This is a genomic window from Pseudomonas sp. SDO5215_S409, assembly GCF_054071325.1.
On sequence record NZ_JBSVWN010000040.1, the window covers coordinates 41,131 to 56,202 of the forward strand.

At 59.7% G+C, this 15,072-nt stretch carries 3 protein-coding genes; all 3 read left to right on the plus strand.

The features are described from left to right. Window positions 1-262: 262 nt before the first annotated feature. The 3 genes from ACW9H9_RS19750 to ACW9H9_RS19760 are packed head-to-tail and all read left to right on the plus strand — an operon-like array spanning window position 263 to window position 14,625. Complete coding sequence (locus ACW9H9_RS19750) at window positions 263-1,978, plus strand: ShlB/FhaC/HecB family hemolysin secretion/activation protein (RefSeq protein WP_457344818.1); 1,716 nt, start codon at window positions 263-265, stop codon at window positions 1,976-1,978. Window positions 1,979-2,011: 33 nt separating this feature from the next. Then, window positions 2,012-14,167 (plus strand): hemagglutinin repeat-containing protein, encoded by a 12,156-nt coding sequence (locus ACW9H9_RS19755; RefSeq protein WP_457344817.1) that lies wholly within the window; start codon window positions 2,012-2,014, stop codon window positions 14,165-14,167. Next, on the plus strand, window positions 14,164-14,625 hold the full coding sequence (locus ACW9H9_RS19760; RefSeq protein WP_457344816.1) for an SMI1/KNR4 family protein: 462 nt from the start codon (window positions 14,164-14,166) through the stop codon (window positions 14,623-14,625). The genes ACW9H9_RS19755 and ACW9H9_RS19760 overlap by 4 nt, the downstream gene beginning before the upstream one ends. Window positions 14,626-15,072: the final 447 nt, after the last annotated feature.

Here is a 15,072-nt window from a genome sequence, read left to right on the forward strand (position 1 = left end):
AGTATGCCGCGTGCACACTTCTGCAGTTCTCCTAAAGCCAGCCGACGTCCTACTTGCCGTGACACATAAGAATGGCCCGTCGTTCGGCCCGTCGCTGTCGATCTCCGCTTACTAAAAGACGCCTCCTGCGCAACCGGTCCAGGAATGCCTGTGCGCGCTTTTGTATCGACGCAGAAACAAATTGCAACATTTGTTGACGCCATAGATACGTCTATTTATCATCGCGCCACTATTTTGCCAGTAGTTTTTCGAGGGATCGAACATGTCTCCACTCCTCTTCGGGACGAGGATGTGCCTTGCTTTGCTGTGTATTTCTGCGCTGAATACCGCCCAAGCCGCTCCCCTCGATAATACCCCCGGTATCACCGACCTGATCCGCGATCGCCAGGATCGCCTTCTCGAAGAACAGCGCCGTCGTCTCGAAGAACTCAAGGAGTTGCCCGGCAATGCCGCCACGCCGGTGGCGCCCCAGGCACCGGTTGATACGCGCTGCTTTACGATCAAGACCATCGACCTGCAGGGCGCTAACTCGCTTTCGAGCGGCGAGCGCGAGCGCCTGCTCAAGCCCTATCTCGGTCAGTGCCTGGGAGTGCCGCAGCTCAACGAGCTGCTCAAGGTCATCACGGACTTCTATATAGAGAAGGGCCTGGTCACCAGCCGTGCCTACCTGCCACAACAGGACCTGTCGAGCGGCAACCTGAAGGTGCTGGTGGCCGAGGGCAGGCTCGAAGGCCTGAAGGGCGCCGACGGCAGCGGTATTTCCGATCGTGAGTTGGCGATGAGCTTTCCTGGCAAGCCGGGCGACCTGCTCAACCTGCGGGAGATCGAGCAGATGGTCGATCAGCTCAATCGGTTGCCGTCGAACCAGGCTCAGATGGAGCTGGCGCCGGGCAGGGCAGTGGGTGGCAGTGAGGTGCTGGTCAAGAACAATCCGCAGAAGCCCTGGCGGGTCGGGCTGGCCTATCACAATGATGGTCAGCGCAGTACCGGTTTGCAGCAGGTCGGCACTAATCTCGACTGGGACAACCCACTGGGGTTGGCTGACCAGCTTTCCTTGCGAGCGGGTCATGATGTGGTCAGCGACACGACGAAGAACTCGCGCAACGCAATGCTGTATTACAACCTTCCGTTCGGCTGGTGGAACCTCAGCTACACCTACAACGAAAGCGAAAACCGTTCGCAGGCCAAGGCCAGTGGCTTTGCCTTCAAGCAGAGTGGCGACAGCCAGAACCACCAGTTGAAACTGGAACGTGTGGTCTATCGCGATGCGATGAGCAAGACCTCGCTCAACACCGGTGTGTCGTACCTGCGCACCAACAACTTCATCGAAGACAGCAAGTTGGCGCTTAGCAGTAACCGCATCAGTGAGGCGCAGTTCGGCATCAACCATGGTCGACGGATCGGCAGTGCGTTCGTCAACGTCGACCTCGGCATGCAGGACGGTATCGGTGCCTTCGATGCCCAGGGCAATCATGACCCCAAGCCGGGCCAGCCGGACGCCCGCTATCGCAAATACACCGCCACGCTCAGCTACCTGCAACCGTTCAAGCTGTGGGGCGAGCTCTTGAGCTTCAGTAGCCTGATGACCGGTCAACGCAGCGAAAACGTGCTGTTCAGCCCACAGCGCATGAGCCTGGGTGGGCAGTCGTCGATCCGCGGTTACAAGGATCAGAGCCTGTCTGGCGACAGTGGCGGTTACTGGCGCAACGATCTGCGTTGGAGCCGGCCAGTGACATGGGACTGGATGCGCCCGGCGTTCGCCGAATATGGGACCAGCATCGGTTATGACCAGGGCGTGATTCGTCATGGTCGCTACAACGCCGAGCAGCATGGGCGCATGAGCAGCGACTCATTGGAGCTGTTCGCCCGTGGCCAGCACGTGGCGGCGACGGTGATCGTTGCCCATTCCCTGGAGCGCCCTGCACCGATCACCGAGCGTGAAGCGCCGATCTACTTCCGTTTGGACTTCTTCCTTTAATTATTTGTTTTAGACGACTCGAGATTTCCTGATATGGACGTTCGCCAGTTCGCCTTCCTTGCGCGCCAGCCTTCTGCTGGTCTGACAAACCGTGACCACTTCCTGGGGCTGCCCAAGCGCGGGCTCGTCTTCCTGCTGGCGAACGTCATGTTCTGGCAGCCTATGTGGGCCCAGGCGGACGGTATCGTCGTCAGTGCTCCAGGGACAACGCTCGGTCAGGCGGGCAACGGTGTGCCCATCGTCAATATCGCTGCGCCCAATGGCAGCGGCCTGTCGCATAACCAGTTCCAGGACTACAACGTCGGCAGCCAGGGCGTCATCCTCAACAACGCTACGAACCGTACCCAGTCGACGCAACTGGGCGGGATCATTGTCGGCAACAGCAACTTCAATGGGCGTGCCGCGTCCACCATCCTCAACGAGGTCAATGGTGGCAGCCCCAGCCAGTTGCGTGGCTACACCGAAGTGGCGGGGCAGTCGGCCCATGTGATCGTTGCCAACCCCTACGGCATTACCTGTAATGGCTGCGGTTTCATCAACACGCCGCAGGCGACGCTGACCACCGGTAAGCCGGTTGTGGAGAACGGCCAGGTGAGCCGCTACCAGGTCGATCAGGGCACCGTGTCCATTGAAGGCGCTGGCCTGAATGCCAACAACATCGATCGGTTCGAGATCATCACCCGTTCGGCCAAGCTCAATGCCGAGATCCAGGCGAAGAACCTGGCGATCATCGCCGGTGCCAACGACGTCGATGCCAATACCCTCAAGGCCACCGCGCGTGCAGCCGACCCGGCCAGCGCGCCGCAATTGGCGATCGACTCCTCGGCGCTGGGCGGCATGTACGCCGGTGCGATCAAGCTGGTCGGTACTGAGGCCGGTGTCGGGGTAAAACTCGACGGCAAGATGGTTGCCAGTGGTGGCGATATCCAGCTCGATGCCAACGGCCATCTGAGCATGGTCGATGCGGCCGCGACCGGTGCGGTCAACGTCAAGGCGCAGAGCCTGGAAGCCAAGGGGCCGGTCTATGCCGGTACTGCGCTGAATGTAAACACCCAGGGCGACCTGACCAACCAGAACAACCTGGTGGCCAAGGACCGCATCACGCTCAATAGCGGCGGCCAACTGACCAACAACGGCATCATCGAGGCCGGGGTCAACGCCGATAACAGCCGCAATACCCAAGGCGACGTCGAGATCACGGGGCAGAATGTCGCCAACGTCGGCAAGAGCGTCATCGCCAGCCGTGACCTGAAGATCACGGCCGCACAGGCTTTGAACAACCGTGGCGGTTCGATCTCCAGTGCCGCGACCACGACGTTGGCAGCCGCCAGCCTCGACAACGTGCAGGGACAGATCACCGGTGATTTGGGGTTGAACATCAACCTCGGCGGCTCCCTGAACAACCAGGGCGGTACTCTGGGCTCCGGCGGTGCGCTGACCCTCACCGCCGCCAGCCTCGACAACCGTGCGGCCGGTACTGTGCTGGCGGCAGGTGGTGGTCTTAGCGTCGCGGTCCGTGATGCCATCGACAACCGCGAACAGGGCAAACTGCGCGCCACCGGTGGCATTGATCTCAAGGCCGCCAGCCTGGATAACCGCGGTGGCAGCCTGGCTGGCAAGGGCCAGTTGACCCTGCGCAGTGCCTCGGTCGATAACCGTGGCGGCCTGATCCAGGCCGACCAGGATGCCAGGCTACTGGTCGAGCAACTGGACAACCGCGACAAGGGCAACCTGCTCGGCAAGGCGGCTGTCGCTTACGAAGGTACTCGGTTGGACAACCGCGGTGGCCTGCTCAGCGCCACAGGACCGGTCACGCTCAAGGCCCGGGAAGTGACCAACGCCCAGGGGCGTATCGCCAGCCAGGGTAATGTGACGGCCACTATCGACGCGCTGGATCAGCAGGGCGGGGCGCTGGTCGCTCAAGGCGCGCTGGTGCTGACCGGCAAGAGCCTCGACAACCGCAATGGCGGGACCGTCGCCAGCATTCAAGGCCTGACCCTCGACGTTGGGCAGATCGACAACCGTGCTGGCGAAATCTCCAGCACCAGCGCCAAGGTCAAGCTGGATGCCCAGCGCCTGGATAACAGTGAAGGCGGCAAGCTGCTGGCGGAAACCGACCTGGCGCTGACCGTGGCGCAGTTGATCAACCAGACCCAGGGGCGGCTCTTTGCTAAAGGCAGTGCCAGCCTGAGCGGCACCGCCCTGGACAACACCGGCGGCACCTTCTCGTCGCTCAAAGGGCTGGATATCCGCCTGGATGGCGCCCTGCTCAACAACACCGGCCTGCTCAGCAGTGAAGGTGCCTTGAGCCTCAAGGCTGCCAGTCTGGACAACACCAACGGCAAGATCGGCAGCGCCGGCGACCTGTCTATCGACAGCCTCGGTGCCGTGTTCAACCGGGGCGGTGCGATCCTCACCGATCACGGCCTGACCCTTACCAGCTCGCGCCTCGACAACAGCCAGAAAGGTCGTATCAGCGGCCAGGGCGCTGTCCGCGTGACCACCGGGGCTTTCGACAACAGCCAAGAGGGGCGCCTGGTCAGCGATGACGGTTTGGACCTGACTGCCGCCCAGGTCAACAACGCCTCCGGGCGTATCGCCAGCGGCAAGGACCTGATCGCCAGCGTCACCGGCCTCGACCAGCAGAACGGCGAACTCTTCAGCAAGACCCGTCTGAGTCTGGACCTGAACCACGGCCAGATGAACAACCAGGCAGGCCTGATCAACGGCCCGGTGCTGGTACTCAAGAACCTCAAGGACGTAAACAACCAGGGCGGTGAAATCTCCAGCGCCCAGGCCTTCATACTGGCCGCCCAGAGCCTGGACAACAGCAATGGCAAACTGCTGGGCAACCAGGGGCTGACCTTGCGCATCGAGCAGGCGCTCAACAACGTCAAGGGCCTGATCTCCGCGGCGTCCCTCGACAGCCGCAGCGCCAGCCTGGATAACAGCCAGGGGCAGATCAGCAGTCGCGGGCCGGCTGACCTTGCTGTCACGGGTGCCATTACCAACCTGAACGGCCAGTTGATCGCCACCGCAGACCTGAGCCTGACCGGCAGCTCCCTGGACAACCGCCAGAACGGTCTGGTGGGGGCTACAAAAGCGCTGAAACTCAACGTCGATCAGATCGACAACCGGGCTGGCGAGCTCTCCGCCAACGCCGACATCAGCATGACCGCCAGTCGCCTGGATAACCGCGATGGCGGCAAGGTTTTGGCTGATACCACTTTGGCCCTGAACAGCGCCCAGCTTCTCAACAGCAACCAAGGCCTGCTCAAAGGCAAGACCGGCCTGACGCTCGATGGCCAGACACTCGATAACCGCAACGGCCAGTTGATCAGTGGTCAGGACAGCCGCCTGACGCTGACCGGTGACGTGGACAACAGCCAAGGCCTGGTCAGCAGCGAAGGGCAACTGGACGTCAGCGCCGCCAAACTGACCAACACGGCCGGCAGCCTGTCCAGCGCCGGTGCCTTGAAGGCCAAGGCCATTGGCGCGCTGATCAACCAGGGCGGACGTCTGGTCAGTGACAGTGGCATCACCGTCAACAGCGCCAGCCTCGATAACAGTGCCCAGGGCGTCATCAGTGGCAAGGGCTCGGTGGGCGTGACCACCGGCGCCTTCGACAACAGCACGGGCAGCCTGACCAGTGCCGACCGCCTGACACTGACGGCGGGGCAGGTCACCAACCAGGGTGGCCGTATCGGCAGCGACAAGACCCTGACCGCCAGCGTCACCGGACTCGACCAGCAAGGCGGCACGCTGTTCAGCAACGGCGCTCTGACACTGGACATGAACCAGGGCCAACTGAACAACCAGAACGGCCTGATCAATGCGCCGCTGCTGGTGCTCAACAACCTCAAGGGCGTGAACAACCAGGGCGGCGAAATCTCCAGCACCCAGGCCTTCACCTTGGCCGCTGACAGCCTGGACAACAGCAATGGCAAGCTGCTGAGCAACCAGGCCGTGACCCTGCGGGTCAACCAGGCCCTGACCAACCTTAAGGGCCTGATTGCTGCGGCGGCGTTGGACATCCGGGCGATGAGCCTGGACTCCAGCAATGGCGGTGAGGTTTCGGCCCAGGGCGATATCGACCTATCCGTTTCCAGCCTGACCCAGAACGGCGGCCGCCTGCTCAGCGGCCAGGCCATTCGTCTTGACCTCGCCGGTGGCGACTTCGACAACCGCAACGGCCTGCTCAATGCCAAGGGCCCGCTGACCTTAAGCCGCCTGCGTGACTTGAACAACCAGAACGGCGAAGTCTCCAGCAACCAGAGCTTCGACGTCACCGCTCGCAACCTGGATAACAGCAACGGCAAGCTGATCAGCAACAACCAGTTGGGCGTGACCGGCAACACCCTCACCAACCAGAACGGCCTGATCTCCGGCTGGCAGGGCCTGAGCGTCAAGGGGACGAGCCTGGACAACCGCAACAGCGGTACTGTGTCCAGCCGCAGCGGCAACCTGGATGTGAACCTGAGTGGCGCACTGCTCAATGGCAACAAGGGGGCAGTGGTCAGTCAACAGGCCCTGACGGTCAATGCCGACAGCCTCGACAACCGTGGCGGCATCCTCTCCAGCGGCGCCGATCAGAAGCTGACCGTCGCCGGTCTGCTAGACAACACCCAGTCTGGCTCCATCGACAGCGGCACGGCCCTGACCCTGCAAGCCATGGCCCTGAACAACGCTGGCAGCATCAGCGCCGAACAGGCCATCCGCGTCACGGGCACCGATCTGGATAACAGCAACGGCACCCTGATCGGCAACGGCGGGGTCACCCTCGACCTGCTCGGCGCCTTGAGCAACCGCAACGGCAAGCTGGCCAGCGCCGGGCCGCTGGTGATCAGCCGCAGCAGCCAGATCAGCAACCAGGGCGGCCAACTGGTCAGCCAGGGCCTGCTCAGCCTGTTGACGGGTCGCCTCGACAACAGCAATGGCGGCACCGTAGCCGCCAATGGCGACCTGCAGATCATCAGTAGCGGCGCTGTGCAGAACAACACCGACGGCCTGATCTACAGCCAGAACGGCGACCTCAGCGTCAACGCTGGCAGTCTTGCCAACAGCAAGGGTGTGCTGCAAGGGCAGGGCACACTGAACCTGACGGTGACCGGCGACCTCGACAACCAGAGCGGCAAACTGCTGGCCCAGAACGGCAACCTCACCGCCCGTGCGGCCAGCCTCGACAACCGCGGCGGTATCCTGAGCAGCTTCAAGGGTGCGCTGGAAACCCGGATCGTCGGCGTCCTGAAAAATGGCTACGACCTGAACAACAACCGTCAGGGCGGCATCATCCAAGGCCAGGGCCTGAGCCTTAGCGCGTTGGGCGGGATCGACAACTACGGCGGCCGTATCGCGGCGCAAACCGGCGACGCGCTGATCACCACCGCTGACTTCGACAACCGCAACGGTGGTGTCTATGCCAAGGGCCTGGTGCAGGTCACCGGCAACAACTTCGACAACAGCGGCGACAACGATGGCCAGATCGCCGGCCAGCGCATTGACCTGAGCCTCAACGGCGCCCTGAACAACCGCCTCGGCGTCATCGAAAGTGACAGCACCCTGAGCGTGCGCGCTGCCAGCCTGGACAACCAGACCGGCCAATTGCGCGCCCTGGGCAGCAGCGGCAAGACCGACTTCCAGATCGATGGGTTGTTCGACAACCGCAACGGCAAGCTGGAAACCGCCAACAGCGACCTGACCCTGAATGTCGGCGGCTTCCAGAACCAGGGTGGCAGCCTGCTGCATGTGGGTAACGGCACCTTCGATATCGCTACCGACAAGCTGCTCAACGCCGGTGGCAGCGTAACGACCCGCGGCGGCCTGACCCTGACGGCGGACAGCTGGACCAACAGCAGTGTGATCGAGGCCGGCCGACTGACCGTCAACGTTGGCACCCTGAACCAGATGGCTGGCGGCCAGTTGCTGGCCGTCACCCACTTGACCGGCAACGGTGGCAACTGGAACAACGATGGCCTGATCGCCAGTGATGGCACGGCCAGTTTGAACCTGACGGGTAGCTACGGCGGTAATGGCCGCTACAGCAGCCAGGGCACCTTGGGACTGAATGCGGCCTCGGTCAGCCTGGGCAGTGCGGGCAGTATTGCGGGAGGCGGTGATACCACGATCAATGTGGAGGGCCTGCTGAGCAATGCGGGACGCCTGACTTCCAATGCTGACCTTGGCGTCGTGGCTGGCAGCTTGACCAACAACGGCACCCTGGCCAGTTCCCAGAACCTGTCGATCAAGACTCACAACCTGCTCAATGACAACGGCTCACTGTTGTTCAGTGGCGGTGACATGGGCTTGCAGGTCGATACCCTGACCAACAACCAGGGCGATATCTACAGCCTGGGTGCGTTGATGGTGTCTGGCTACGCCGACGGCACGCGCGCCAACCTGCTGGAAAACATCTCCGGCAGCCTCGAGTCCCAGGGTGACATGACCTTGCGGGCGCAGAGCCTACTCAACCGCAAGGACAAACTGACCTACAAGAGCAGTTTTGTCTCCGGCAGCATTAGCGTTAACAACTACTACACCGGCTCTAAACATCGCCAGACCAACTACATCGCGACCGAAGTCTTCCAGAGCGCCATCGATGAGGACTCCCGGCAAGCCAGCCTGCAGTCCGGACGCAACCTGACGATCGACGGCGGGGATGTCGTCAACCGTTACAGCGCTATCACCGCCGCCGGGAACATCAATATCGGCGCCGATAACCTGACGAACGAAGGCGCCGTGGCCGGTATTACCACCCGGACCCGGACGTGGTACTCAGGTTGGGTCAAGAAGGGCTCCGACTACGCGTTTATCAGCAATTATGTCGTGCCCTACAACGCCCAATCGACGCCGACACCGATCTCGGTCGAGGCCTTCACCAACTACACCTCGGCATGGGGCGGTGGTCTGATCGGTGACACGACCACGGCAGCGTCCGGGGGGACCGGGCTGGCCGCCGCCGTGATCCAGGCCGGTGGCAGTGTTGCGATCAATGCGACGAAAAACCTGATCAACAGCTCGGTCGTCGAATACACCCATCCCGAGGTCACGCAACAGCGCTCGCAGGAAACGGCTACCGCGAAGGTGTTGCCTTCGGTGGTGCTGCTCAACAACCAACTGCCGCCGAACCTGGCGCAGCAGCAGGTCAATCCGGTGACCTTGCCGGGCTTCAGTCTGCCGTCCGGCCAGAATGGTCTGTTCCGCCTTAGCGGGCAGGGTGGTGCCTCGGTACAGGCAATGGGCCCCCAGGCCATGGGCGCCACGGCGGTCAACCCTGCTCAGCGCCAGCAAAGCGCCGGTGGTGCGCAGGCGCGCATCCTGCAAGCCGCTGATACGACTCACGGCAGCGCAGGCGATTTGCAACTTGAAGCGAATGCCCGGCCCACCACCGCCAGCAACGTCAGTGGCAGTGTGATCAATGTTGCCGCGCCCGGGGATGCGGGCAGTGTCCCGTTCTCGGCGGGCGGCCAGGCGGTCCATCGGGTGCTGGGCTTGCCCGACACCTCGGGTAAATCCAGCCCACAGAAGTACCTGATCGAAACCAACCCGGTACTGACTGACCTCAAGCAGTTCATGGGGTCGGACTACCTGCTCTCGAACCTGGGTTATGACCCGGACGCGAGCGCCAAGCGCCTGGGCGATGGATTCTACGAACAGAAACTGATCCAGCAGGCGGTGACGGCGCGGACCGGGCAACGCTTTATCGACGGGCAGACGTCTGACGAAGCGCTCTACAAGTACTTGATGGACAACGCCATCAAGAGCAAGCAGCAGCTCAACCTGGCCGTCGGCGTCAGCCTGACTTCCGAACAGGTTGCGGCGCTGACCCATGACATCGTCTGGCTGGAAAACACCGAGGTCAACGGCGAGCAGGTGCTGGTCCCCGTGCTGTACCTGGCCAATGCCAACAACCGCCTGACGGCTGATGGCGCCCTGGTCCAGGGCTCCGACGTCCAACTGATCGCCGGTCACGACCTGGAAAACGCCGGTACGCTGCGTGCCAGCAACAACCTGTCGGCCAGCGCTGGCAACGACTTGGTCAACAGGGGGCTGATTCAGGCTGACAACCGCCTGGATCTGCTGGCAGGACACAACATCGTCAACAAGGCCGGCGGTGTCATCACCGGTCGCGATGTCAGCCTCACCGCCACTACCGGCGATGTGATCAACGAGCGCAGCGTCACCCGGATCGACAGTGGCAACGGTGATGTCACCCTCCATCGCGATGTCGCCGACAGCGCGGCCCGTATCGAGGCGGCCAATGACCTGAGCGTACGTGCCGGCCGTGACTTCACCAGCCAGGGCGGCGTACTGCAGGGCGGTCGTGATACCCAGATTGTCGCGGGTCGTGACCTCAACCTGATTGCCGCCGAACAGCGCGATGCCGTCAGCATCGGCAAGCGCCACGACACCGAGCAAGTCACCCAACTCGGTTCGACGCTCACGACTGGGCGCGATGTATCGCTCAGTGCCGGGCGAGATCTGAGCGCCATCGCCAGCCAGATCGACGCCAAGCGTGACGTGGCCATGACGGCTACCGGCGATCTGACGCTGGCCTCGGCGGCGAATGAACAGCACGTCTATGACCAGACGCGGAAGGTGACGCGCCAGGAGGACCATACTCAGCAGGTTGCGACCAGCGTTTCGGCGGGTGGCAACGTGGCTTTGGTGGCAGGTAACGACCTGGACGTGATCGCCAGCCGGGTGAAATCGAACAATGAGGCTTACATTTACGCCGGTCATGATCTGACGCTGGAAACAGCGGCAAACAGTGACTACTCCTACTACTCCAAGACCAAGAAAGGCGCTTGGGGCAAGAAGTCATCAACGATGACGGAAAGCGGCAGTGAGCAGGTGGTTTCTTCGGTTATCGAAGCGCAGGGCAAGACCACGATTGCCGCTGTTAATGACGTGAATATCACGGGCTCATCCGTTAACAGCGAAAAGGGGGCCCTGGTTGTTCAGGCTGGCAACGATGTCAACTTGAGCGCTGCGCAAAACAGCCAGTTCGACGCTTCGGCCAAGTCGAAGTCCGGTGGTTTCGGGCTTTCCAGCACCAGCAAGAAAAGCAGTGATTCTTCCAGCGCCACGACGCTGACAGGCGCAACACTGAGCGCAGACACGACGCTGGTCCAGGCGGGGCATGATCTTGTTGTTTCCGCCAGCAATGTGGTTTCAACAGAACAAACCGATTTGCGGGCCCGCAACGACATCCGCATTGAAAGTGGCACCGAAAGCTTTAGTGCCCAGCATAGTCAGTCGACTAACAAGTCCGGCTTGATGAGTTCTGGTGGAATAGGCGTGACCTTAGGCTCCTCTAAGAATACCTATTCGCAAAACACTGAAACCCACACAGAAAAGGCCAGTACCGTTGGCAGCGTGTTGGGTAGCGTCAATATCACGGCGGGCGAGGACCTGAGTGTCAAGGCCAGCGACGTGGTCGCCGACAAGGATATCAACCTCGCGGGACAAAACGTTTACATCACGGATGCTGCCAACACCCACTCAACTCAATCCGCTCAGACGAGTAGCAAAAGTGGTTTGACGCTAGCGTTGTCCGGTGTCGTGGGTGGGGCGGTCAATACCGCAGTACAAACCGTCCAGGCCGCCAAGCAGGAAGACGACTCCCGCCTGGCGGCATTGCAGGGCATTAAGGCGGGCTTGTCCGGGTATCAGGCCTGGCAGGGCGCTCAGGCACTGGACTCCGGTGCACAAACCGGCAGCTTTGTGGGCATTTCCCTTTCACTGGGGACGCAGAAGTCCAGCTCCAAGCAGCTTCAGGAGCAGAGCTTCAGTCAGGGAAGTAGCCTGACGGCTGGTAAAGACCTGACCATCATTGCGACGGGGAATGGGCAGCCGGGCTCCACCGCTGGAGATATTTTGGTCGTCGGCAGCAAGCTGCAGGCCAGTCATGATGTGTCCATGACTGCCGCCCGGGACATTCAACTGAGTGCGGGAAGCAATACACAGAAACAGGAAGGCTCTAACAAGAGTGGTGGCGGAGCGGTGGGTGTCAGTCTGGGTGCCAGCTCCGGCGGTGCAGGGCTAAGTATCTTTGCGAGCGCAAACAGTGGTGTCGGCAAGGAAAAAGGCAATGGGACTGCCTGGGCAGAAACCACTGTCAATGCCGGGAACCAACTGAACCTCAAAAGTGGCCGGGACACCACACTGGAAGGTGCGCAGGCTACGGCACAAAAGGTAGTTGCCGATATTGGCCGCAACCTCACCCTGACCAGCCTGCAAGACTCCGATCGTTTTGATTCCAAGCAGACCAACGTCAGCGGCGGTGCCAGCTTTACGTTTCTCAGCATGACCGGTAGTGCATCGCTCAGCATCAGCCAGGACAAAATCAAGTCGAAATTCGACAGCGTTCAAGAGCAAACCGGGCTGTTTGCCGGCAAGGATGGCTATCAGGTCACCGTTGGGGATCACACGCAACTCAATGGTGCGGTAATCGCCAGCACTGCCAGTGCCGATCAAAACAAGCTGAGCACTGGAACACTGGGCTGGGCCGATATAGGTAACAAGGCTGACTTCAGCAGCCAGCACCAAGGCGTCAGTGGGGGGACCGGGGGTGATACCGGATCGATGTTCATGGGCAACATGGGCAGCATGCTGCTGGCGGGGGCGAACCACAGCGGCCATGACAGCAGCACGACCTACTCGGCGGTCTCGGCAGGGGAGATCAACATCCGTGACAAGGATAAGCAACAGCAGGACGTCGCTACGCTAAGCCATGATGTAGAGCACGCGAACAATGCCCTGAGCCCCATATTCGATAAAGAGAAAGAGCAAAAGCGTTTGCGCCAGGCTCAAGTGATTGGTGAGATCGGTAACCAGGCAGTAGACATTATTCGTACCCAGGGCGCGATCGAAACAGCCAAGGCGCTGAAGGACCCTCAAAAGATCGAAATAGCTCGCCAGCAATTGGCCGAGAAGGGCAACACCGAGCCTACAAAGGCGCAAATTGACAACCAGATTACGAACGTGGTCATGCGTGATTACGGCACGGGGGGCAATTATCAACGCGCCGCGCAGGCTGTTACGGCTGCTATTCAGGGGCTGGCGGGTGGCAATATTGCTCAAGCCTTGGCGGGGGCGTCGGCTCCCTACCTGGCCGGAGTCATCAAGGAGAGCACCGGTGATAACCTCGAAGCCAGAATCATGGCCCACGCGGTTCTTGGTGCTGTGCTGGCCAAGTCCCAGGACGGTTCGGCTTTGGCTGGAGCCGCCGGCGCCAGTATCGGGGAGTTGCTCGCAACTCAACTTTATCCGGGCAAGAAGGCCAGCGAGCTGAGTGAAGTTGAAAAACAGAAAATCTCGGCATTGTCGACACTGGCCGGTGGCTTGGTGGGTGGCCTGATTGGTGGTGACTCGAGCAGCGCCATCGTAGCGGGCAGCACAGCGAAGAACGCCGTTGAGAACAACGAAGTATCTTTCCCGCTCAGTGACAGCTTTGGGGCGGCATCAGCCAGTTGGGATGCCTATTTGGTTCAGCAGGGGGCGACACCCGAGGAAAGGAGCGATGCTCAACGGTCTCTAGCACGGGGGGATGGGTACAGGGGGCCCGGTCACGATTTTGTCGAGGGTTTGGCGTATGCTTCTGGTGCCCCTGGTCTTGCTCTGATTATCCCGGAACTGGCTATGGGGTGTGGGCTTGCTCCCGCGTTGTGCAGTGAAGCGGGTATCATCGCCGCGGAGATGGCGGGTGGGGATGCTGCGGTAGGTGGGACCGCGCTTGGGATTTTTGGCGGAGCTGGCGCTGTTCTAAAGGGTGGTGCACAAGAGGCTGCCGCCGCCAATGAATTAGCAAGATTATCTGAACGGGCACTGCAAGTTCGCTCGGAGCTAAATATTGGTAGCGGTAGGAATATTGCTGTTGCTGAGTATTCAATTGATGGACAAAGCGCTGAGCTTGTAGGGGTAAGCGGCCTAGCGAAGCGCCCAGGAACGGTTGATGTCCCTAAAACACAGGTCTTCGACACAATACAAACTGGTAACAATCCACGGACAATGGACTCAGAGTATAAAATATTGTCGAGTTTGGCAGATAAGCTAACCCCCTCGTCACAAGGGGTCGTGAATATTTACTCAGAGCTCCCAGTTTGCGTTTCATGCAGCGGGGTTATAAGTCAGTTTCAACAAAGGTTCCCCGGTGTGATTGTTAAAGTAGAAACAGGAAAGCCAAGATGAAAAGCGTTCGGGATATTTTTCATGAGTTAGTGCTGCGGGGAGTAATTTTAAATTCTACTCTTGTTGGTTGCTCCGAAGTGGAGATTGCATCAATCGAACAATATTTTGGTTGTAAAGTTCCTTTGGCATATCGTGAGTTTTTGACGATTGCGGGGCGTTCGGCTGGTAAGATTTTTTGTGGTGTTGATATATTTTATCCGAGATTACTTAGTCTAAAGTTTGAGGCGGGTGAGTTGCTTGATGAGTTAGGGCTCTCTGATTTGCTGCCTACGGATGCTAAGGTGTTCTGCATGCATCAAGGATATGAAATTAATTATTTTCTACCGGTCTCTGACGATCCGCCAGTATTTCAGTTTTTTGAAGGTCAGAGTTCGATCACTAAAACTTGGGATAGCTTTTCAAGCTTCTTAATTGCATCAATAGAAAACCATCTTTTACAATGGTCGGACTTGAATTAACACAGTTTAACGTATTGCCTTGAATGCAATAAGGTGCAAAAGGCGAAATGCTCAAGATTGAAACATATTTTAGAGTTGAAGGTGGTGTATGAGAAAATTTAGCATTACTTTTTTATATAGTCTGTAAAAACCGAATTAAGTATGGGGGGAGTTTGATTTGCGGCGCCGAGCTGCTGAAAAAATCTGCACATGAAGGATTTTTTTTAAAGGGCTAAAAAGGTAAAGCTAGGTGACATTTTTCAGGTTTTAACTCTCGCAGAGTATCGCATAGGCGCAAGTCACTCATAAGCATCCGGAGTTTGGTTATTTAATTGTTGTTTTCCCCGAATTTCATAATGAGCAACCAGAAGATTTTTCGGTTGTTGTTGATGGTGAGCCACAATTTTTCGCATGGCGGCCGCAAAAACTGAGTGCAACACCTCTACCTCAGGTAAGGTGCGGCAATGT

What these genes read in the sequence shown, in the direction of transcription:
- ACW9H9_RS19750 (WP_457344818.1), top strand. Translation starts at nt 263, where the DNA reads ATGTCTCCACTCCTCTTCGGGACGAGGATGTGCCTTGCTTTGCTGTGT.
- ACW9H9_RS19755 (WP_457344817.1), top strand. Translation starts at nt 2,012, where the DNA reads ATGGACGTTCGCCAGTTCGCCTTCCTTGCGCGCCAGCCTTCTGCTGGT.
- ACW9H9_RS19760 (WP_457344816.1), top strand. Translation starts at nt 14,164, where the DNA reads ATGAAAAGCGTTCGGGATATTTTTCATGAGTTAGTGCTGCGGGGAGTA.